16 protein-coding genes are annotated in these 22,888 nt (G+C 57.6%); 4 read left to right on the top strand and 12 right to left on the bottom strand.

What is annotated here, in order from left to right; translation table 11 throughout:
• Nucleotides 1–38: 38 nt before the first annotated feature.
• The 5 genes from secF to queA are packed head-to-tail and all read right to left on the bottom strand — an operon-like array spanning nucleotide 39 to nucleotide 5,502.
• Entirely contained in the window at nucleotides 39–1,010 is a 972-nt protein-coding gene (secF, locus tag USH94_RS12250) for a protein translocase subunit SecF (RefSeq protein WP_008503342.1), read from the bottom strand.
• Between the two features lie 10 nt (nucleotides 1,011–1,020).
• A complete protein-coding gene (secD, locus tag USH94_RS12245) occupies nucleotides 1,021–2,868 on the bottom strand; it encodes a protein translocase subunit SecD (protein ID WP_111963428.1) in 1,848 nt (615 codons plus the stop codon).
• Nucleotides 2,869–2,895: 27 nt separating this feature from the next.
• A complete protein-coding gene (gene yajC / locus USH94_RS12240) occupies nucleotides 2,896–3,228 on the bottom strand; it encodes a preprotein translocase subunit YajC (RefSeq protein ID WP_003859109.1) in 333 nt (110 codons plus the stop codon).
• Nucleotides 3,229–3,250: 22 nt separating this feature from the next.
• Nucleotides 3,251–4,378 carry a tRNA guanosine(34) transglycosylase Tgt gene (gene tgt, locus USH94_RS12235; RefSeq protein ID WP_003859110.1) on the bottom strand — a complete coding sequence of 376 codons (1,128 nt, stop codon included), beginning with the start codon at nucleotides 4,376–4,378 and terminating at the stop codon, nucleotides 3,251–3,253.
• Nucleotides 4,379–4,431: 53 nt separating this feature from the next.
• Entirely contained in the window at nucleotides 4,432–5,502 is a 1,071-nt protein-coding gene (gene queA / locus USH94_RS12230; RefSeq protein WP_045328322.1) for a tRNA preQ1(34) S-adenosylmethionine ribosyltransferase-isomerase QueA, read from the bottom strand.
• A 92-nt stretch (nucleotides 5,503–5,594) separates the two neighbouring features.
• Here queA and acpH point away from each other — a divergent pair, with 92 nt between their 5' ends.
• Together acpH and USH94_RS12220 are read left to right on the top strand one after the other, a co-directional pair.
• Nucleotides 5,595–6,176 carry an ACP phosphodiesterase gene (gene acpH, locus USH94_RS12225; RefSeq protein WP_111963429.1) on the top strand — a complete coding sequence of 194 codons (582 nt, stop codon included), beginning with the start codon at nucleotides 5,595–5,597 and terminating at the stop codon, nucleotides 6,174–6,176.
• 251 nt (nucleotides 6,177–6,427) lie between these two features.
• Nucleotides 6,428–7,030 carry a peroxiredoxin gene (locus tag USH94_RS12220; protein WP_008503347.1) on the top strand — a complete coding sequence of 201 codons (603 nt, stop codon included), beginning with the start codon at nucleotides 6,428–6,430 and terminating at the stop codon, nucleotides 7,028–7,030.
• 43 nt (nucleotides 7,031–7,073) lie between these two features.
• On the opposite strand, the gene USH94_RS12215 is transcribed toward USH94_RS12220, so the two are convergent.
• From USH94_RS12215 to phoB, 7 genes are all read right to left on the bottom strand, one after another.
• Nucleotides 7,074–8,459, bottom strand: coding sequence for a DUF3999 domain-containing protein (locus tag USH94_RS12215; RefSeq protein ID WP_111963430.1), 1,386 nt, complete (start codon nucleotides 8,457–8,459; stop codon nucleotides 7,074–7,076).
• Complete coding sequence (locus USH94_RS12210) at nucleotides 8,456–11,071, bottom strand: DUF2339 domain-containing protein (RefSeq protein ID WP_111963431.1); 2,616 nt, start codon at nucleotides 11,069–11,071, stop codon at nucleotides 8,456–8,458. Before USH94_RS12210 ends, USH94_RS12215 begins: the two co-directional genes overlap by 4 nt.
• 86 nt (nucleotides 11,072–11,157) lie before the next feature.
• Nucleotides 11,158–12,975, bottom strand: coding sequence for a maltodextrin glucosidase (gene malZ / locus USH94_RS12205; protein ID WP_111963432.1), 1,818 nt, complete (start codon nucleotides 12,973–12,975; stop codon nucleotides 11,158–11,160).
• Between the two features lie 163 nt (nucleotides 12,976–13,138).
• A complete protein-coding gene (gene proY, locus USH94_RS12200; RefSeq protein ID WP_111963433.1) occupies nucleotides 13,139–14,512 on the bottom strand; it encodes a proline-specific permease ProY in 1,374 nt (457 codons plus the stop codon).
• A gap of 81 nt (nucleotides 14,513–14,593) precedes the next feature.
• Complete coding sequence (gene brnQ / locus USH94_RS12195; protein WP_111963434.1) at nucleotides 14,594–15,913, bottom strand: branched-chain amino acid transporter carrier protein BrnQ; 1,320 nt, start codon at nucleotides 15,911–15,913, stop codon at nucleotides 14,594–14,596.
• A 409-nt stretch (nucleotides 15,914–16,322) separates the two neighbouring features.
• A complete protein-coding gene (gene phoR / locus USH94_RS12190; RefSeq protein ID WP_111963435.1) occupies nucleotides 16,323–17,618 on the bottom strand; it encodes a phosphate regulon sensor histidine kinase PhoR in 1,296 nt (431 codons plus the stop codon).
• Nucleotides 17,619–17,639: 21 nt separating this feature from the next.
• A complete protein-coding gene (gene phoB / locus USH94_RS12185) occupies nucleotides 17,640–18,329 on the bottom strand; it encodes a phosphate response regulator transcription factor PhoB (protein ID WP_008503265.1) in 690 nt (229 codons plus the stop codon).
• A gap of 187 nt (nucleotides 18,330–18,516) precedes the next feature.
• Here phoB and sbcD point away from each other — a divergent pair, with 187 nt between their 5' ends.
• Together sbcD and sbcC are read left to right on the top strand one after the other, a co-directional pair.
• Complete coding sequence (gene sbcD / locus USH94_RS12180) at nucleotides 18,517–19,722, top strand: exonuclease subunit SbcD (protein WP_111963436.1); 1,206 nt, start codon at nucleotides 18,517–18,519, stop codon at nucleotides 19,720–19,722.
• Nucleotides 19,719–22,850 (top strand): exonuclease subunit SbcC, encoded by a 3,132-nt coding sequence (gene sbcC, locus USH94_RS12175; RefSeq protein ID WP_111963437.1) that lies wholly within the window; start codon nucleotides 19,719–19,721, stop codon nucleotides 22,848–22,850. Before sbcD ends, sbcC begins: the two co-directional genes overlap by 4 nt.
• Nucleotides 22,851–22,888: the final 38 nt, after the last annotated feature.

The following is a 22,888-nucleotide window of genomic DNA, read 5'->3' as shown; positions in this document are numbered from 1 at the left end:
CAACCGACCGGGATTTCGATAACGCGCTAAACGTCGCCTTACGGCAGAATGGACGGCTGATCCGCCCCTTCTTTCTCGACTTTCTGCTGGAGCAGGTGCTCGCGCTTCATGCCGAGTTTCAGTGCCAGGGCGGACGCAACGTAGATAGACGACGCCGTACCGATGGTGACACCAATCAGCATGGTCAGCGAGAAGCCTTCCAGTACCGGACCACCGAAGAGGAACAGCATCAGGATCACCATCAGGGTAGTACCGGAGGTGATCAAGGTACGGTGCAGCGTCTGGGTCAACGACACGTTAAAGATTTCGTACGGCGTACCGCGACGGATCTTACGGAAGTTTTCACGAATACGGTCAGATACCACGATACTGTCGTTCAGCGAGTAACCGATAACGGACATCAGTGATGCCACGATCGTCAGGTCAATCTCAATGTGGAACAGCGACAGTATGCCCATGGTGATCACCACGTCGTGCGCCAGGGCGATAACCACACCGGCCGCCAGTCGCCACTCAAAGCGGAAACCGACGTACACCAGGATGGAGATCAGCGCCACCAGCAGCGCCATCGCGCCGGTCTGCGCCAGGTCAGCACCTACGCTTGGGCCGACGAACTCAATACGCTTAACCGCCGCGTTCTGGCTGGTTGTTTCGTTAATCACGCTAACAACCTTACTGCCCAGCTCCTGGCTGCCGTTGGCATCGTGCACCGGCGGCATACGTACCATAATGTCGCGGCTGCTGCCGAAGTTCTGCAGCAGCGGCTCTTCAAAGCCCGCTTTCTGCAGCGATTCGCGCATCTGGTCCATATCGACCGGTTTTTCCAGGGAGATTTCAATTACCGTACCACCGGTAAAATCGAGCCCCCAGTTAAAGCCTTTCACGCCCATAATGACGATGGACAGAATCAGCAGGAAACCTGAAATGCCGAAGGCCCAGTAGTCCCAGCGCATAAAGTCCCAGACTTTACGGCCGTGGTTCAATTGTTCAACAGTATATTCCTGTGCCACAACGCACTCCTCAGATAGACAGCTTTTTGACGCGCTTGCCGCCGTACAGCAGGTTCACGATGGCACGGGTGCCGACAATAGCGGTAAACATTGACGTTGCGACACCGATACCGGTTGTAATCGCAAAGCCTTTGATAGCGCCAGTACCCACTGCATACAGGATAAGAACCTTGATCAGTGTTGTTACGTTCGCATCGAAGATAGAGCTGAACGCGCCTTTATAACCTTCGTCAATCGCCTGCTGAACAGAACGACCGTTGCTCAACTCTTCTTTGATACGTTCGTTAATCAGTACGTTGGCGTCGACCGCCACCGCAAGGGTCAGAACGATACCCGCAATACCCGGCATTGTCAGCGTCGCCCCCGGCAGCAGGGACATGATGCCGATAATCAGCACCAGGTTCGCAATCAGCGCAGAGGTCGCAATCAGACCAAACTTCTTATAGAAGAAGATCATGAACAGAATAGAGACCACCAGACCGGCCAGACACGCTTCCAGGCCCTGCTGGATGTTTTGCATACCCAGAGTTGGACCAATGGTACGTTCTTCAACAATCTGAATTGGCGCAATCAGCGCACCGGCACGCAGCAGCAGGGAGAGCTGACGCGCTTCGTTCGGGTTGTTGATGCCGGTAATACGGAAGCTGTTACCCAGACGAGACTGGATATTGGCGATGTTAATCACCTCTTCCTCTTTCACCAGCACAGCACGACCGTTTGCATCTTTCTTACCGCTGTCTTTGTACTCCACGAACAGGGTTGCCATCGGTTTACCGATGTTGTCCTTGGTGAAGTTAGACATGATGTTACCACCCGCGCTATCGAGCGAGATGTTAACCTGCGGCTGGTTGTATTCATCCTGGCTCGACGTGGAGTCGGTGATGTGATCACCGGTCAGAATCACGCGTTTGTACAGCACAACCGGCTGACCTTCGCGGGTCTGTTTCACTTCGGAGTCACCCGGAATACGGCCAGAAGCGGCAGCAGACTGGTCAACGTTGGTATTCACCAGACGGAATTCCAGGGTTGCGGTCGCACCCAGAATCTCTTTCGCACGCGCGGTGTCCTGAATACCCGGCAGTTCAACTACGATACGGTCAGCACCCTGACGCTGTACCAGCGGCTCGGCCACACCCAGTTGGTTTACACGGTTACGCAGAATGTTGATGTTCTGCTGAACGGCATATTCACGCGCTTCTTTCAGACGCGCATCGGTCATCACCGCGCGCAGCTGGTTGCTGCCCTGAGAGGTGATTACCAGGTCACGGTGACGTTGGGTCAGGTAATCTACAGCCTGATCGCGCGCCGCGCTGTCGCGGAACGTGATGCTCATGCCGTAGTTATCTTCTTTACGCACGGTGGTGTAAGCGATGCCTTTATCACGCAGATCGCTGCGCAGGCTGTCGATATTCTGTTCCTGCAGCTTGCCGAGCGCGGTATCCATATCCACTTCCATCAGGAAGTGAACGCCGCCACGCAGGTCAAGACCGAGTTTCATTGGCTCTGCTTTCATCGCAGCCAGCCAACGCGGGGTTGCAGGGGCAAGGTTAAGCGCCACGACGTATTTGTCACCCAGCACGCCCATCAGCGCTTCGCGAGCGCGGAGCTGCGTGTCGGTGGTGTCGAAGCGAGCAAGAATTGCGCCCTCTTCCAGAGCCACAGACTTAGCGGTAATTTTTTCTTCTTGTAACGTTTTCTGGACCTGGATCAGCGTTTGCTCACTGGCGGCGACACCGCGCGCGCCAGTGATTTGAACAGCCGGATCCTCACCATACAGGTTGGGAAGCGCGTACAGCAGGCCGACGAGAATCACGACGACCAGCATGATGTACTTCCACAAAGGATAACGGTTTAACACGGCAGTTCCCTTTGGGAAAAGTTGGGATTACAGCGCCTTCATGGTGCCTTTCGGCAGAACGGCAGCTACGAAGTCACGTTTGATGACCACTTCAGTGGTGTCGTTCAGGGCGATAGCAATGTAGCCGTTTTCAGCCACTTTGGTTACGCGACCGACCAGACCACCGTTAGTCAGCACTTCATCGCCTTTCGCAATGGAGTTCATCAGGTTTTTGTGCTCTTTGGTGCGCTTCTGCTGTGGACGCAGGATCATGAAGTAGAAGATCAGACCGAACACAACCAGCATCAGAATCAGAGACATCGGGCTGCCCTGCGCTGGAGCACCTGTTGCCGCTACCGCATCAGAAATAAAAAAGCTCATTCAAATTCCCTCATTATTAAAATTAATCAACGTTCAACGGTGGAACATCCCGCCCCTGACGTTGGTAGAAATCGGTCACGAAGCTCTCTAATTTACCCTCTTCGATAGCCTTACGTAAACCAGCCATTAAGCGCTGATAGTAACGAAGATTATGAATGGTATTGAGACGCGCGCCCAAAATCTCGTTGCAACGATCGAGATGATGCAGATACGCGCGAGAATAATTGCGACAGGTATAGCAATCGCACTCAGAATCGAGCGGGCTGGTGTCACTCTTATGCTTCGCGTTACGGATTTTCACCACGCCATCGGTAACGAACAAATGGCCGTTACGCGCGTTGCGGGTTGGCATGACGCAGTCGAACATATCAATGCCACGGCGTACGCCTTCAACCAGATCTTCTGGTTTACCCACGCCCATCAGGTATCGTGGTTTATCCGCAGGGATTTGCGGGCAAACATGCTCCAGAATGCGGTGCATGTCTTCCTTCGGCTCACCCACAGCCAAACCGCCGACAGCGTAGCCATCAAAACCTATCTCTACCAGACCTTTAACAGAGATATCGCGTAAATCTTCGTAAACGCTACCCTGGATAATGCCGAACAGCGCATTTTTGTTCTGCAGGGAGTCAAAGCGGTCACGGCTGCGCTTCGCCCAGCGCAGAGACATCTCCATTGAACGCTTGGCGTAATCCCAGTCGGCCGGGTATGGCGTACATTCGTCGAAGATCATCACGATATCAGATCCGAGATCGTACTGAATCTCCATCGATTTTTCCGGATCGAGGAAAATCGGATCGCCGTTGATCGGATTACGGAAGTGAACGCCCTGCTCGGTGATCTTACGGATATCGCCCAGGCTGAAGACCTGGAAGCCGCCGGAATCGGTCAGGATTGGGCCTTTCCACTGCATGAAATCGTGCAGGTCGCCGTGGAGCTTCATGATCTCCTGACCCGGACGCAGCCACAGGTGGAAGGTGTTGCCGAGGATAATCTGTGCGCCCGTGGCTTCTACTTCTTCCGGCGTCATCCCTTTTACGGTGCCGTACGTGCCCACAGGCATAAACGCGGGGGTTTCCACCACGCCGCGATCAAACACCAGGCGACCGCGACGCGCGCGACCGTCGGTGGTATCGAGTTCAAATTTCATTTTTTCTCCGACGTCAGAAAAACAGTCCAACGTTGTAAAACGGTGCCGCGGACTTATTCCCCGACACGCTCATTCAAAGCCAGCGGATTGTACGTGATAAACATCGCGTCCCCGTAGCTAAAAAAGCGATATTTTTGTTCTACCGCAGACTTGTAGGCCGCCATAGTGTGCTGATAACCGGCAAACGCGGAAACCAGCATAATCAGCGTCGATTCAGGCAGATGGAAGTTGGTCACCAGCGCGTCAATTACTTTGTACTGATAGCCCGGGTAGATAAAGATCTGCGTATCGCCAAAGAACGGCTCGATAAGACCGTTCTTCGCTGCCTGCGCGGCGCTCTCGAGTGAGCGCACGGACGTCGTACCAACCGCCACGACGCGGCTGCCGCGCGCTTTCGCCGCCAGCACCGCGTCCACTACGTCCTGCGGCACTTCGGCATACTCAGAGTGCATGATGTGGTCTTCAATGCTGTCCACGCGCACCGGCTGGAAGGTTCCCGCACCCACGTGGAGCGTCACGAACGCCATCTCCACGCCCTTCGCGCGCAGTTTCTCCAGCAGCGGCTCATCAAAATGCAGGCCCGCGGTCGGCGCAGCGACGGCGCCAGGCTTCTGGCTGTAGACGGTCTGGTACAGCTCGCGGTCAGCCTCTTCGTCCGGACGCTCAATATACGGCGGCAGCGGCATGTGGCCGATGGCGTTCAGGATATCGAGCACCGTGCGTTCGTCGTTGAACTCCACCTCGAACAGCGCGTCGTGGCGCGCGGTCATGGTCGCTTTGATGCTCTCATCATCGCCCAGCAGCAGCTCCGCGCCCGGCTTTGGCGCCTTAGATGCGCGAATATGTGCCAGAATACGTTTATCATCGAGCATACGTTCGACCAGCACTTCAATCTTGCCGCCGCTGGCTTTGCGGCCGAACAGGCGCGCCGGGATCACGCGGGTATTGTTAAAGACCAGCAGATCGCCAGGGTTGAGCTTGTCGAGCAAATCGGTGAAAGTACCGTGCGTCAGCTCGCCCGTTGGCCCATCCAGTGACAGTAAGCGACAGCTGCTGCGCTCAGGCATGGGATAGTGAGCAATCAGGGATTCAGGTAGTTCAAAGGAGAAATCGGCGACGCGCATGACGTATACTCGTGACTTAAAAACAGGCGGCATAGTCTAGTGCTCACACCCTTTTGCTGCAACAACTAGCCGCCCCCGGACAAATAAAACGCATGAATTTTCTCGCTCACCTGCATCTCGCACACCTCGCTGACAGCTCCCTTTCCGGCAATTTGCTGGCCGATTTCGTTCGCGGCAACCCCGCGGAGGACTACTCCCCTGAGGTTGTCGACGGGATTTTTATGCACCGCCGCATCGACGTGCTGACGGATAAGCTGCCGGAAGTGACGGAAGCCAAAGCGTGGTTTCGGCCGGAAACGCGCCGCGTTGCGCCGATTACCCTCGACGTGATGTGGGATCACTTCCTGTCGCGCCACTGGGCACAGCTCTCGCCGGAGCTATCCCTGCCGGAATTTGTGCGTTATGCCCATCAGCAGGTGTCGATCATTCTGCCCGACTCGCCGCCGCGCTTTGTGAATCTGAATAACTATCTGTGGTCAGAACGCTGGCTGGAGCGTTATCGCGAGATGGACTTCATTCAGAATGTATTGAATGGGATGGCGAGCCGTCGCCCGCGCCTGGATGCGCTGCGGGATTCCTGGTATGACCTGGATGAACATTACGATGCGCTGGAGACCCGCTTCTGGCAGTTTTACCCGCGCATGATGGTCCAGGCGAAAAACAAACAGCTTTAAATACACGTCATCCTTCAAGCTGCCTCTGCGCTGGCTACGTCTGCTCACCCCAGTCACTTACTTCAGTAAGCTCCTGGGGATTCCCAGACTTGCCGCCTTGATGCAACTTGAATGATTTTGTGTATAAAAATGACATTGATAGGTAAAAGCTGGCGGAACGATTGTCACCACCTCTTTGTCTTATCCATGAACACTCTCTATACTGGCTCGCGTTGCGTTCCAAATAACCTTAGTATCTACAGGAGAATCATATGGTTCTGGTAACTCGTCCGGCTCCGGATTTTACAGCTGCAGCAGTTCTGGGCAACGGTGAAATCGTTGAAAACTTCAACTTCAAACAGCACACCAACGGTAAAGCGACCGTTCTGTTCTTCTGGCCAATGGACTTCACTTTCGTTTGCCCGTCTGAGCTGATCGCGTTCGACAAACGTTATGAAGAATTCCAGAAGCGTGGCGTGGAAGTTGTTGGCGTCTCCTTCGACTCTGAGTTTGTACACAACGCATGGCGTAACACCCCTGTCGACAAAGGCGGCATCGGTGCGGTGAAATACGCAATGGTTGCAGACATCAAACGCGAAATCCAGCAGGCTTACGGTATCGAACATCCGGACGCTGGCGTTGCGCTGCGCGGTTCCTTCCTGATCGACGCGAACGGCATCGTTCGTCACCAGGTTGTGAACGATCTGCCGCTGGGTCGTAACATCGACGAAATGCTGCGCATGGTTGACGCGCTGCAGTTCCACGAAGAGCACGGCGAAGTGTGCCCGGCTCAGTGGGAAAAAGGTAAAGAAGGTATGGCTGCTTCCCCAGACGGCGTAGCTAAATACCTGTCTGAGAACGTATCCAGCCTGTAATCGGCACGGTTTACGAAAAAGGCCCGCTTATGCGGGCCTTTTTTTATGCCTTACGCTGCGTCTCTCGCCAGATGCGCCAGGCCATGCCCGCAAGCAGGATCACGCCCGCAATCAGTACGCCCCATACCAGCAGGGCGTTCATCCAGCTCGCCCGCTCAGCTGCAGAGGTGGCGTTCAGCCGCCCCTCGCCGCCCAACGCGACATCATCCACAATATCGGCCTGCGGCAGGTTCGCCATATCATAGGTCTTGCGCAGGTCGGCTGGGATCAGCATGTCAGGCTCCACGCTGGCAGGCTTTGCGGCACCGTTGCCCCAGGCGAGAACGTACGGCGCTTTCCCCTGCGCGTTGAACACAAGATCATAGCGGTCGCGATGCCCCGTAACGCTCGGCAGGTATTCTGGCAGACGCGCATTCAGCGTCGTGATTTTCACTGCCTGCACCAGGCCCCCGCTAAGCGAAACCGGTCCGGACGTTTTCCCCTCCAGACGGTAAATCACCTCTTTCTTCAGGGGATGCCATGCCTCTTTTTCCGTACTGCGCCACGCGATCTCCACGGGAAGAACGCCATCGCCGTTCAGCGAGATGCTGACAGCACTCAGCGGCTGCGGGCGCGCCCAGCGCCACTGAGCTTCACTTGTCGATAACTGCTCACCTTCCCCTTCAAGACTAATCTCTTCCGGGGCCGCCTGGGCAGGTGCGCTGATTGCGTTTACGCCGGTCAACGTTACCCCCTGGCTCTGCGTATTCAGCACCACCATGAGATAGCGATTCGCATCGGGAGATAAAACCGTATCGGTATCGATCCGATCGAGCTTAAGACGATCCTGACCGCTGACGACGTCCAGCAGCGGCATATCCTCGCGCAGGGTATACCACCGCTTGAGATCCTCGCTGTAATAGACCGACGCCGTTCCCTGCCACGGCGTCTCATGGGTATTCCAGAGGAGCTGCAGCTGGGATATGACCAGTTCACCCGTCGTCTGCTCCGGCAGGGTCAGCAGGTAATGTTGCCCGGCCGCAGCGGCTTTTTGCCCCTCCAGCACAATCTCAATGCCGTTTCGGGAACGGAGCCGGATCTTATCGCTGTCACCGGCGTCTGAGGCAGCCGCGAGCGGCGAGGCATCCAGCGGAAAGAGGCGCAGCGCCGTGGATTGCGCTGTCGCCTGCGGGCGCGTCGCGGCGATCAGGCTAAAGGGAACCGGCTCACCCGACTGGTTAAAGACGCGGACATCGTGCAGATCCGGCGACGTGCTTTGCTCATAGACGGCAAGCGGCAGCATTACCCGATACCACCGGGAAGGAACGGACGTGTCGAGTGAACGACCAAAGGCATAGTCACGGGGCGATTCCGTTGGTACTTCGTCGCAGAACGCCGGGCCGGAAAGCGCCAGCAGCGCGGTACACGCAACCGCTTTCATCCATTTCATTTTTCATCTCCTGTTTTTGGCGGTAGCGGCGAGAAATAGCCCACTATCAGTACCAGTATCGCCACGCCGATAAACGCCACCGCGCGCGACAGACCGCCTCCGCCCGCGCTGTCCACCAGCATCAGTTTCACCATCACCACACCCAGCAGCGCGGCACCGCAAAGCCACTCCTGCCGGGAAGCCCTGCGGGTGGCATGGATCATGACCACCAGCGCGCTCAACATCCAGAACAGGGCAAAGCTTGTCTGGATCAGCCGCGAATCCCACAGCGATGCCATATTCCAGGCCACGTCGCCATACCAGGCCAGGGCGCGCATCAGCACACCGTTTAGCCACCAGAAGCCAAACGCCATAATCGCGACGGCAGGCCACGGGCGCGCTTGCGCAAGCCATGACGGGTAGTAGCGATCCACCCCCCGATAAAAAACCACCAGCCCCAGCAACGCGAACGCAGCACCTTCCTCGAGCGGGTTCACCAGCGGCAGCCAGGTCTGACGATAGACCACGCCGTCCTGGAAATTGGTCACCACCAGCAATACCAGCAGCGCCACGACGACAGGGATCGGTGCCAGACACGCATAGAGCGCAGGCCACTCCCGGAACGGCCACACGCGACGCCGTACGGCTGCAGAAAGTGCCATAATAATCCCGCCACCTGCGGCCATCGCTAATCCGCTTCCCCAGGCCGCCATTCCCCACGGCAGAGACCGGGCAAACCAGTAAAGCTCCGCGGCCAGCGCCAGCAAAATCATCAAGAACAGCGACAAATGCAGCCCCATCGCGATACGCGGCAGGAGTCTTTCACCATCGCGCCGCAACAGCATTAGCGCGGCAGGAAGCGCAACGCACCAGGCCAGATTTGACCAGCCGGCGGTAACGATCTGCTGATGCCAGAGCTGATAACCCACCATCAGCAGCATAACCGGCCACAGCAGCCATTTGCTGGCGTCCAGCTCCCGCCACGTCAGGCTAGCAGCCACCTGCCGCCAGCCCCAGACCGACGCCGCCGTCAGCGTCAGCACGCCCGCCAGAATCGGTAATTCCTTCGTCAGTACCAGCTGCGACGCGCCCAGCTGCGCCACTATCCAGAACAGCAGCCCGCCTGCCAGCAGCGCCCAGCTGACCGGCAGGAAGAGAGTCCGCCACAGCCAGGCCGCAGCCAGCCAGCAAAGGCTGAGGATGGCGAAGATGAGGAACAGGCTCAGCGCCGTAACACCGTCCGTTTGTGCCCACAGCGCGCTGCCGAGCGCCAGCAGCAGCAGCGCCGTCCCGCTATAGCTCATGCGACGCTGATGCTGCTGCACGCCCAGCCAGAGAATCCCCAGCCCCTCCAGCGCCCAGGCCATCGCCGTCCAGCGAGCCGACAGCGCCAGCGGAATGGCGAGCGTGGCGAACCCGCCGCCGATCGCCAGCGCCGCCATGACCAGCGGTCGTCCGAGGGAGGGGTAGCGACGCAGCGCGAGGAACGCGAGGGTAAGATAAAAAGCACCATATCCGAGGGCACTCAGCGCCGGGCCATAGTTCCACTGCTGCGTCATGCCGTACTGCATTCCAAAACCAACCAGCGGCGGGGCAAACAGCAGCACGCCGTCGATAATCTGCTTCCCTTTCTCCTGCGCCCGCAGCGACAGCGCCACGCTCAGCACGCCGAATATCAGCGTATTGGCAATCAGGAACAGCTGGCAGATCCAATAGTCTTCAGGCTGGTAGTCATTCAGCCCCCACAGGCCGCCCACGCCGAACGTAAACAGCAGCCCGAGCAGGTTCAGCTCGCGCCAGTGCTGCCAGATGCTGATCGCGAGAATGCCGATGGACAGCAGAAGATAGAAAGAGAAAAGTGCGACAAAGCTACCGCCCCCAGTAGATAAGAGCAGCGGCGCGAGATATCCGCCAAGGCTCGCCAGCATGGCAAGACTCAGCGCCTTCTGCAGCACCGCCAGCCCGACGCTCGCCGCGCAAATCACTACCAGCAGCGTAAAGGCCAGCGTCATCGGCAACATTTGCCAGAGCCGGAATGCACCAAACACCGTCAGGTAGAGCACGCCGGTCGCCCCGCCCTGGAGGATCAGCGCATAGACGCGCTGCCTGTGCCGCACCCGCCACCCAATCGCCAGCAGAACAACGGCAAACAGCGCCGTTGCCACGAGGCGCAGCTCAAGCGGGAACAGGGAATGTTCGACGGTATAGCGCAGCAGAAAAGAGAGGCCGAGGAAGAGCAGCAGAATGCCAAGCTTCGCCAGCGGATTGCCCTGCATGAACCAGCGCGCAAGCGACGTCAGGATGCCGCCAAAGGCTGAAGGCTGTTTTGCCGCTGGCGCAGGCGCCAGAGCGGGTTCTGCCACGGCAGCGGAAATATCGGGGCGCCAGGGGTCAACAGCCGCGGGAGCTTCCTCCACTATCGGCGCGGTAACAGCCTCCGGCGCGGCGGTCCGCACCGGTTCCGGCGCGTTCTCAGACACGCCGCGCTGCTCAAGCGCCTCAATGCGCTGGCGCAGCAGGGCTATCTCCTGCCGCGCTGCCGTACTTCGATTAAACCCGATAACCGCAAGCACGGGCGCAACCAGCAGCGCAAAAACCAGGAATAAACAGCCAAGGATGTAAAGCTCGTCCATGTTTCCACCTTCACCGTAAACGATCTGTTAAGATTGACACAAATCGTTGCATTTGCGCCATCTTAAAAGGTGGAAACATTAGCGCATTAGCTACCGAACCAGATCGTCGCGGATATCGCAGGCAGCGCCAGCACGCCGTCCTGAATCGTGGCCTTGCCCTCTTTACTCTTCCACGCCGCCACCTTCAGCAGCGGCGAATCATCCAGCACCACTTCGCAGGCCTCGCCCCGGTTGATCGCCACCAGCACGCGCTGCTGGTTATAGATGCGAGCAAACACCACCACGTTATCGTGGGCGTACACCACCTGACAGCCGCCATAGCGCAGGGCGAGACTCTGCTTACGCAGCTTCGCCAGGCGCTGATACAGGCTGAACAGCACCGTGTCCTGTTTCGCTGGCTCCCACGGGAAAGTTTTGCGGCAGAACGGATCGTTGTTGCCGTCCAGTCCCACCTCGTCTCCGTAGTAGATACACGGCACGCCCGGCCAGGTGAAGAGCCAGGTCACCGCCAGCGGCAGACGCGCGACATCCTTGCCGAGCAGGGATTTAAAGCGCGCGGTATCGTGGCTATCGAGCTGGTTAAACATCCGCAGCTGCTGCTGATGCGACAGGCCGGCGCGGTAGTTCTCCATCCACGCCATGCAGGTTTCAGCATCAATATGATTCGGATCGTAGGAGATATCGGTGTTGGCGAGGAATCCCCACAGCGGGAAGGTAAAGCCGCGATAGTTCATCGCCGCATCTTCCGCATCGTTCTGCAGCCACTGGCGCGCGTCGCCAAAGTGCTCGCCAAAGACGAACGCCTCCGGCTGAGCCGCTTTCGCCGAGCGCGTGATCCCGGCGACGTGCTGAAGGTTATTCCGCGCTCCGCCCGCTTCACCGAGCATATGCACCACGTCCAGGCGCCAGCCGTCCATATTCCATGGTGCCTTCAGCCAGTGGCGCACGATGCTGTCTTCCCCGCCGTAAATCTCGTTAACCAGAGACGGCGACTGGAAATCCAGCTTTGGCAGGCTCGGGTAGCCCAGCCAGTCCAGCGCACGCCCCTCCTCGTTAAAGCTGTACCAGTCGCGCTGCGGCGAGTCCGGGTTATGACACGCCCCGCCCATCGACTGGTTATGCCGGTCAAACCACGTATGCGAATCTCCGCTGTGGTTGAACACGCCGTCCAGAATCAGGCGCATGCCTTCGTTTTGGGTGTTCTTACGCAGGCGCAGCAGCGCCTCATCACCGCCAAACTGCGCGTCAACGTGGCGATAATCTTCGGTATCGTACTTGTGTACGCTCGGGGCTTTAAATACCGGGTTGAGATACAACGCCGTCACGCCGAGTTTTTTCAGGTACGGCAGCTTTTCGCTGATGCCGTCGAGATCGCCGCCGTAGAAGGTCGATCCGCCCGCCTGCGCGGTTAACGGCTCGTCCCACGCTTTCAGAATAATGTCATGACCCGCCGCATGGTGGTGATAGATCTTATCCTGGTCGGCAGTGCGCTTTTCGCTGCGCGCAAAACGGTCCGGGAAAATCTGGTAAAAGACCTGATCGTTAACCCACTGCGGGCCGTTATCCGGGTAATCGACCGCAAACTGTTCCAGCCGTGCGGGCGGGAAACGGCTAAACCCCTGCGGGGTAAGCCACAGCTGACGGTTGTTCCACAAAAGCTTAAAGCTGTAGCGGCGGCGAGGCTGCCCGCTGCGCAGGTCGATATTCACCCGCCAGGCCGTGATGCCAGGCTGCGGCTGGCTGCGCAGCTTGTGCATTTTCAACCCGGTCTCTTCGTTATCGATTTCGGCGCGGAGCGTCACGCGTTCAGGCTGGTTTTCACCCGCCAGCCAGAGCGTAATCACCAGGTTGTCTTTGTTTTGCTTAACAAATGGGGCAACCGGAAGGTGCCAGGCGTTTAACATCACGAATCCCCTTTGATGAAATTGACGTCACCTTGCCACAGGGTGGTTAAGGATAGCTCACCATGATGGGATTTATTGGGGGAGGAGGACGGGGGAGGAGGCACCAGTGCAGCCTAATGCCCTCACCCCAACCCTCTCCCACAAGGAGAGGGAGAAAAAAAGATTACTGCGCTTCCGCCAGCTGACGGTCGCGGCGGCATTTAAACACCCAGCCCACCAGCAGCAGCACAATCCACGCGCAGCCCACGTACAGTGAAATGCGGGTGTCCGGATGGTAGCCAATCAGGCCAATGATAAACACCAGGAAGATCAGCCCCACGACGGTCGTTGCGACGCCGCCCGGGACTTTGAACTTCAGCGCTTTCGCCTCTTCAGGCGACAGGCGGCGGCGGAACGCAATCTGCGACAGCAGGATCATGATCCACACCCAGACGGTTGCGAAGGTCGCCAGGGACGCAATCACCAGGAAGACGTTCTCCGGCATGATGTAGTTCAGGTAAACCGAGAACAGCAGCGCTACGGTCATCACCACAACGGTTACCCACGGCGTGCCGCGGCGTGAGGTTTTGGCGAATACCTTCGGCGCACTGCCCTGCTCCGCCATGCCGTGCAGCATACGGCCTACGCCAAAGACGTCACTGTTAATCGCCGAAAGCGACGCGGTCAGCACCACAAAGTTCAGAATGCTGGCCGCAAACGCAATGCCCATATGCTGGAAGGTCAGGACAAACGGGCTACCGTTGGTGCCTACCTGGTTCCACGGGTAGATGGACATAATCACGAACAGCGTACCCACGTAGAACACCAGAATACGCATCGGCACAGAGTTGATGGCGCGCGGAATGGATTTCTCCGGATCTTTCGCTTCCCCGGCGGTGATACCGATAATCTCGATACCGCCGTAGGCGAACATTACCATCTGCAGCGACATCACCATCCCGAGCCAGCCGTTGCTGAAGAAGCCGCCGTTGCTCCAGAGGTTGTGGATCCCGGTCGGCTGCCCGCCGTTGCCAATCCCCCAGATGATAATCCCGAAACCGGCCACAATCATGATGATGATGGTGGCGACCTTGAAGAAGGAGAACCAGAACTCCAGCTCGCCGAACACCTTCACGCTCATCAGGTTGACGGCGCAAATGATCAGCACAACGCTCAGCACCCAAATCCAGTGCGGTACCGCCGGGAACCAGACGCCCATGTAGATGCCAAACGCCGTCACGTCAGCAATCGCAACAATCAGGATTTCGAAGCAGTAGGTCCAGCCGGTGATAAACCCGGCCAGCGGGCCGAGGTTTTCCTGCGCGTAGCGGGAGAAAGAGCTGGCGGAGGGGTTGTGAACCGACATTTCGCCGAGGGCGCGCATGATGATATACGCCGCCACGCCGCCGATAATGTACGCCAGCAGAACGCTGGGACCGGCCATTTTGATGGCATCTGCCGAGCCATAAAAAAGACCGGTGCCGATAGCAGAGCCCAGCGCCATAAAGCGGATGTGGCGCGTGCTCAATCCACGTTTAAGTTTGTTAGTGCTTTCCATTTAAATCTTGCCATTCAACACGAAAAAAACAAAAAACCACGGGGCCTTAAGCCCCGTGGTTAAACAGTTTGTTGCCGTTGATTAATGAGCGTTCGATGCGACCTGACGCCCTGCAGCACGGTCCCAGATAATCGCCAGAACCAGTGCAACAACGGTAGGCATCAACCAGGCCAGACCCTGCTCGGACAGCGGCAGACGCTGTGTCCATGCCGGCAGTATGTGCGCGAAAGCTGATGCTTTAATCCCGTCAAGGATACCAAAAATCAGGCTGATAAACATGGCTGGCGCAATAATTCGTGAAGAGTTGTTCCACCACGGACGAGTAAAGCTCAGCACTACCAGTACGATGCACGGCGGATAAATCGCCGTCAACACCGGAATAGAGACCTGAATCAGGTGGCTCAGACCGAGGTTAGACACCGCCATGGAGAAGATACCGAGGATAAACACCAGGGTGCGGTAAGAAAGCGGCAGATACTGTGCAAAGAACTCTGCGCAGGCGCAGGTCAGGCCAACCGCGGTAACCAGACAGGCCAGGAAGATCAGCGCTGCCAGCAGCATACTGCCCGCACCGCCGAAGGTGTGCTGCACGTAGGCGTGCAGGATAGCCGCACCGTTGGCGTTCTGTTCAACCAGCATGGCGCTATCGGAACCCAGACGGAACAGCGCCAGATACAGCAGGGTCAGCCCCACACCGGCCATCAGGCCAGCCCAGATGGTGTAGCGGGTCAGCAGACGCGCTTCGGTCACACCGCGGGAACGCGCGGCGTTAACGATAACGATACCAAACACCATCGCGCCTAGCGTATCCATCGTCAGGTAGCCGTTCACGAAGCCGTTAGAGAACGCGGCATTTTTATAGGCGTCCATCGCGTCGCTAATCGGGCCGGCGGGCCAGACGATGGCCGCTACCGCCAGAACAATCAGCGCCACAATTTTCAGCGGAGCCAGGAAGTTACCCACGGTATCCAGCAGCTTGCCCGGATAGAGGGAAACCAGAATCACGATCGCGAAGTAGATCAGGCTGTAGATAAACAGCGGCATCGCGCCGTCACCGGTCAGGGGAGCAATACCCACTTCGAAGGACACGGTTGCCGTACGCGGGGTCGCAAACAGCGGGCCAACGGCGAGATAGCAGACGGTTGCCAGCAGAACGCCCGCCACTTTGCCAATCGGGGTGCTGAGGCTATCCACACCGCCGCCGACTTTCGCCAGCGCGATGACGGTCAGCACCGGCAGACCCACGGCAGTAATCAGGAAACCAAACGCGGCGGTCCAGACGTGTTCACCCGCCTGTAAGCCAACCATTGGAGGGAAAATGATGTTGCCTGCGCCAACGAACAGCGCAAATGTCATAAAGCCCAGCGCGATGATGTCACGCGATTTTAAGTGATGGGTCATAAAACCTTACTGCCTGTGGATGTGGTGTTGAAAACATTGAGATTTTCGACATCCCTCACGGGACGATACAGCCGAAAATTTGCTCAATTTCAGCGGGAAATGCTCCCGTCCTGGCGTGGAGAAGAATAGTTTTTCGATTTACCACGCAAATACAGTCGCTCTGACAGTATCTGGGGCGCAATTTAAACGCTTATAACGTTTAAAGGCAAGGTGGGATCGTAAAACCAGAACAATATGCCAGCATGAAAATACACACCAGCACAATACGCTGTTTATAAGAAAAACCCATGGCTAATCATGCGAACAAAAAACAGTCAGCCGTATAAAATTCATCCGCGTTTCGCTTGACTGCAAAGCAAACGGGCCAGCTATGGCTGACCCGTGGAAAGGTAAAATGACACGCCCGCCGTCAGGCGGTCTTTTTGGCAATTAATCGTTCCGGAATAACGAAACTGAAGCGGGTTCCTTTACCCAGGGTACTCTGAATATCGAGACGGCTTTCATGGTGATTGACCGCGTGTTTCACAATCGCCAGCCCCAGGCCGCTTCCGCCTGTCTGGCGCGATCGCGCTTTATCCACACGGTAGAAGCGCTCGGTCAGACGCGGAATATGCTCCGGCGCAATCCCCGGCCCGTTGTCCTCCACGCTAAACTCGGCCCCCGTGGGGGTATGGTGCCAGCGCACCACGATATCCGTCCCCTCCGGCGTATGATTCACCGCGTTATACACCAGGTTGGAAATGGCGCTGCGCAGCTCATCTTCGCTGCCCAGCACCTTCAGCGTGTTGTCGACGTCAAAGGTCAGGTGATGCTTTTTGTGGCTTAACGTCTGCGCTTCACGCTCCACGACCCGCAGCATCATCGGGACATCAATGGTGTCATTCAGCGCGAGCGTTGGCGCCGCTTCAATCTTCGAGAGCGTCAGCAGCTGCTTCACCAGCCCTTCCATCCGGTGCGTTTGCTCACGCATGGTGTGCAGCGCTTTTTCACGCGGCGCACCTTCCAGCGTTTGCTCCTGCATCATCTCCAGGTAGCCCTGCAGCACGGTCAACGGGGTTCTCAGTTCGTGGCTGACGTTGGCGAAGAAGTTGCGACGCGCCCCTTCCAGCTGGTGCATCTGGGTAACATCGCGCGCCACCATCAGCCACTGCTTATCGCTGTAGGGCATCACGCGGATTTCCAGATGGCGACCATTATTGAGCTTCAGATTGTGCGGACGGCTGAAATCACGCTTTTTCAGGTACAGCGTAAACTCAGGATAGCGCAGAAGGTTGAGGATATTCTGGCCATTGTCATCCGGCCAGCGCAGGCCCAGCAGCTGCTGCGCCAGGCCGTTACACCAGAAGATCGTCCCTTCTTCGGTGGTCAGAATCACGGCATCCGGCAGCGACTCTGCGCCGCTGCGAAAACGCTTAATCAGGCTTCCCAGCTCGCGGCGACGCTTTTTATTACGCATCTGCATCTGATGCAGGCCGTACAGCAGCGGCTCCCAGCTGCCGCTTCCCGGCGGCGGCGTCATGCTTCGGTCAACCCACAGCCACCAGGAAAGGCGCAGCAGGTTCCAGAAATGCCAGATGAGCAGCCCGGTGACCGACGCCAGCAGAAACCACGGCAGGTGTCCAAGAAAGGCCCCCAGAATGAAGGCCGGAATACAGCATAAGATCAGTTCAAAGACGAGCCTTTTCCATGACAGACGTTCCAGCACGCGTCACACTCCTGTCATTGTTCAGAAACGGGTAGAAAAACGATAACCCGTGCCGCGGACCGTCTGCACCATGCGATCGTGGCCGCTCAGTTCCAGCGCTTTTCGCAGGCGGCGGATATGTACGTCAACCGTCCGGTCTTCGACATACACGTTAGTTCCCCAGACGTTATTCAGCAACTGCTCGCGGCTGTAAACGCGTTCCGGGTGGGTCATAAAGAAGTGCAGGAGTTTAAATTCGGTAGGCCCCATGTCGAGGGGATTTTCACCGGTCATCACGCGGTGAGAAGTAGGATCAAGGCTCAGCCCCTGCATTTCGATCACCTCTTCCACCGCCATCGGTGAAATACGGCGCATCACGGCTTTAATGCGAGCCACCAGCTCTTTTGGGGAGAACGGTTTAGTAATGTAATCGTCCGCACCGGTCTCCAGACCGCGCACGCGATCCTCTTCTTCTCCGCGCGCCGTGAGCATCACAACCGGGATATCGCGGGTCAGCGCTTCACGCTTCAGGTGTTTGATAAACTGCAGTCCGGAGCCGCCGGGCAACATCCAGTCCAGCAGAATCAGATCGGGCCAGGGTTCATTCAGCTGGTTCACTGCGCTGTCATAATCTTCCGCTTCAACCGGCTGGAAGCCGTTTTGCTCGAGCACGAAGCACACCATTTCACGAATTGGAGCTTCATCTTCTACGACCAGAATACGTCTCGCCATACTTTGCCCTGTCTTATCTTATTTACGTTACAAGTTTGTAATTCGGCGCCATTATGCGTCAGATTTATGACAGATTTATGAAAAACAGTACCACTATAAATGGCAAACTGTTGTTTTATTACAGCGGTTATTTTCCCTTCTCTGAACGTTTATAATCCTGCTTTCTCTTTTTTGCCACGGATCAGCTATGCGCATACTACACTCCTCGGACTGGCATCTGGGTCAAAATTTTTACAGCAAAAGCCGTGCGGCTGAACATGAAGCGTTCCTGAACTGGCTGCTGGAAACGGCCCGGACGCATGAGGTGGACGCGATTATCGTGGCGGGAGATATTTTTGATACCGGCTCGCCGCCGAGCTACGCGCGCGAGCTGTACAACCGCTTCGTGGTGAATTTGCAGCAAACAGGGTGTCATCTGGTGATTGTCGCCGGCAACCATGATTCCGTCGCAACGCTGAATGAATCCCGCGACATCCTGGCGTTTCTCAATACCACCGTCGTCGCCAGCGCCGGGCACGCCCCGCAGATCCTGAAAAAACGCGACGGGTCGCCGGGGGCGGTGCTGTGTCCGATACCGTTTTTACGTCCGCGCGACATCGTGCAAAGCCAGGCGGGGCTGTCGGGTGCGGAAAAGCAGCAGCATTTATTACAGGCCATCACCGACTATTACCACCAGCAGCACGCCGAAGCCTGTGCACTGCGGGGTGACCAGCCGATTCCTGTGATTGCAACCGGGCATCTCACCACGGTCGGGGCCAGTAAAAGTGACGCCGTGCGTGACATCTATATCGGCACGCTGGATGCCTTTCCGGCGCAAAACTTCCCGCCAGCCGACTACATCGCGCTCGGCCACATCCACCGCGCTCAGGTCATCGGCGGCTGCGAGCATATCCGCTACTGTGGCTCACCTGTTTCGCTCAGCTTTGACGAAACGGGCAAAGCCAAATCCGTGCATCTGGTGAGTTTTAGCGAGGGCAAACTCAGCGCCGTCGAGACGCTGGAGGTGCCCGTCACCCAGCCGCTGGCGGTGCTGAAGGGCGATCTCGACGCCATTACCGCCCAGCTGGAGCAGTGGCGCGGCGTCGAGCAAGATCCCCCCGTCTGGCTGGATATCGAAATCACCACCGACGACTACCTGCACGATATGCAGCGAAAAATCCAGGCACTGACCGAAGACTTGCCGGTAGAGGTGTTACTGGTGCGCCGCAGCCGCGAGCAGCGCGAGAAAATTCTGTTAAGCGCTCAACGCGAAACGCTCAGTGAGCTTCGGGTTGAAGAGGTGTTTGAACGCAGGCTCTCGCAGGAGGAAATCGACGACACGAAGCGCGCAAGACTCAGCGAACTGTTCAGCCATACCCTGCATGCGCTCAATGATGAGGAAGAAAACGCGTGAAAATTCTGAGCCTGCGCCTGAAAAATATCAACTCCCTCAAGGGCGAGTGGAAAATTGACTTTACCGCTGAGCCGTTTGCCAGCAACGGGCTGTTTGCCATCACCGGCGCGACCGGGGCAGGTAAAACTACCCTGCTCGACGCCATCTGTCTGGCGCTTTATCACGAAACGCCGCGCCTGAATAAGGTCTCCCAGGCGCAAAACGATCTGATGACGCGCGACACCGCCGAGTGCCTGGCGGAAGTGGAGTTCGAGGTAAAAGGCATCGCCTACCGCGCCTTCTGGAGCCAGAACCGGGCGCGCAACCAGCCTGACGGGAACCTGCAGGCACCGCGCGTTGAGCTGGCGCGCTGCGAAGATGGCAAAATCCTGGCCGACAAAGTGACGGATAAACTGGAGCAAACCGCCGCGCTCACCGGGCTGGACTATGGCCGCTTTACCCGCTCGATGCTGCTCTCACAGGGGCAATTTGCTGCCTTCCTCAACGCCAAACCGAGCGATCGTGCCGAGCTGCTGGAAGAGCTGACCGGCACCGAGATCTACGGCCAGATTTCCGCCATGGTGTTTGAAAAACACAAAGCCGCCCGCAGCGTGCTTGAAAAGTGCGAGGCGCAGGCGGCGGGCGTCGTGCTGTTGAGTGAAGAGCAACAGCAGCAGTTACAGCAAAGTTTGCAGGCACTTACTGACGAAGAGAAAATCCTGCTGGAACAGCAGCAAAGCCAACAGAAAGATTTTCAGTGGCTTACGCGCCATGAAGAGCTCGTAAGAGAGCAACAGCGCGTCAACGCGCTCCAGCAGCATGCGCAACAGGCGCTGGCGGACGCAGCACCTGAGCTGGCAAAACTCCAGCTTGCTCTGCCCGCCGCCCAGCTTCGACCGCTTTGGGAGCATCAGCAGGAACAAACCGCACGCCTGACGCAAACGCAGCAGCGTATTATCGAAGTAAATACTCGCTTACAAGCCAAAACCGCACTGCGCGCGCGGATCCGCAACTCTGCACTGCGTAACCACGAGCAGCTACAGACCGAACTGACGTCGCTGGCGCAGTGGCTGGCGGAGCACGAGCGCTATCGTCTGTTAGGCCAGGAGATTGCAGGCTGGCGCGCCCAGTTCTCTCAGCTTAACCGCGATAAAACGCAGTTAGCCTCGCTTGCGGCGCGGATAGGTGAATTACGCAACAAGCTGGCTGAGATGCCGGAAAATGCGCTGACGCTAACGGCGGACGAAGTCAGCGTGGCCATGGAGCAGCAGTCCCGGTCACGCACGCTGCGCCAGCAGCTGACGTCGCTGCATGCCCGCTATCAGCCGCTGCAAAAGCGCCTGCGTCAGAGCGGTGAAAGCGTGCAGAAGGCGCAGGCCGAACAAAATAAACTCAATGAAACGCTGACGCTGCGCCGCCAGCAGTACAAAGAAAAAAACCAGCACTATCTCGACCTGAAAGCCCTGTGCGAGACCGAAGCAACAATCAAGAAGCTGGAGCATTACCGTTCGCAGCTTGAGGCGGGTAAACCCTGTCCGCTGTGCGGTTCCTGCGAACATCCGGCCGTTGAGCAATATCAGTCGCTTGAGCTGACGGATAACCAGCGCCGCCGTGATGCCCTGGAAAAAGAGGTCGCCGCGCTTAAAGAGGAAGGCCTGCTGGTGCTGGGACAGGTTAATGCCCTGACTCAGCAGATCCAGCGTGAAACAGACGACGCGCAGACGCTTTCTCAGGAAGAGCAAGCGCTCACTAAAGAGTGGATGGCGGCCTGCACGTCCCTGAACATTGCGTTGAATATTCAGGATGATATCGCACCATGGCTGAACGAACAGGAACAGTACGAGCGCCAGCTTTATCAGCTCAGCCAGCGTCTGACCCTGCAGAACCAGCTGAACGAACAGGAAGCGCAGGAGCGGCAGTATCAGCAGCAGCTGGCGGCCACGCGCCAGGCGCTAGAACATGCCCTGCTCGCGCTCTCACTTAACGCACCTGAAGAGGGTCAGGAAGCCGCCTGGCTTCAGGCCCGTGAAGCTGAATTCGCGCAGTGGCAGGAGAAGCAAGCGCAGCACGGCGTGCTTCAGGAACGCATAAACGCCCTGAAGCCGCTGCTCGACGCGCTTCCGGCAACGAACAGCGAAGACGCCGAACCGGTTATCTCTGATAACTGGCGCGCCATCCACGACGAATGCGTGTCGCTGCAAAGCCAGCTTACCGCGCAACAGCAGCAGGAAAAGCTGGAGCAAGAGCGCCTGCAGCAGTCGCAGACGCAGTTCACCGCGGCGCTCGCAGCGAGCTGCTTTGCCGATCGGGACGCGTTTCTTGCCGCCCTGCTGGATGACGATGCCATTCGCCACCTCGAACAGCGAAAGCAGTCGCTGGAAAATCAGATACAGCAGGCCGCGGCCCTTTCCGGGCAGGCTAATCAGCAGCTGCAGGCTCATCTGGCGCTGCGGCCGGAAGGGCTCAACGAAGATGCTCCTGCGCTGCAAAGCCAGCTGCAGCAGCTGGCGCAACGGCTTCGCGAGAACACCACGCATCAGGGTGAGTTCCGTCAGCAGCTTAAGCAGGACAGCGATAACCGGCAGCATCAGCTGGCGTTGATGCAGGAAATTGAAGAGGCCGCGCGCCAGGCAGACGACTGGGGGTACCTGAACGCGCTGATCGGCTCGAGCACCGGCGACAAGTTCCGCAAGTTCGCCCAGGGGCTGACGCTGGACAATCTTGTCTGGCTTGCTAACCAGCAGCTTAACCGTTTACACGGGCGTTATTTATTGCAGCGTAAGGCCAGCGACGCGCTGGAGCTGGAAGTGGTGGATACGTGGCAGGCGGATGCGGTTCGTGATACCCGCACGCTCTCAGGCGGCGAGAGCTTCCTGGTCAGCCTGGCGCTGGCGCTGGCGCTTTCCGATCTGGTGAGTCATAAAACGCGAATCGATTCCCTGTTCCTGGATGAAGGGTTCGGCACGCTCGACAGTGAGACGCTGGATACGGCGCTGGATGCGCTCGACGCACTAAACGCCACCGGGAAAACCATCGGCGTGATCAGCCACGTAGAGGCGATGAAAGAGCGTATTCCGGTGCAGATCAAGGTGAAGAAAATTAACGGGCTGGGGTATAGCAGGCTGGATAAGGAATTTGCGGTGGGGTGAAGGGTGGAACGGTGCGTTCTGGTGCCCCTCACCCTTGC

The sequence above is a fragment of the Enterobacter sp. 148H3 genome (assembly GCF_034107425.1).
Lineage (GTDB): Bacteria > Pseudomonadota > Gammaproteobacteria > Enterobacterales > Enterobacteriaceae > Enterobacter > Enterobacter vonholyi.
Note: the sequence above shows the minus strand (reverse complement) of the source record. Positions and strands in the feature narration are given on the sequence as shown.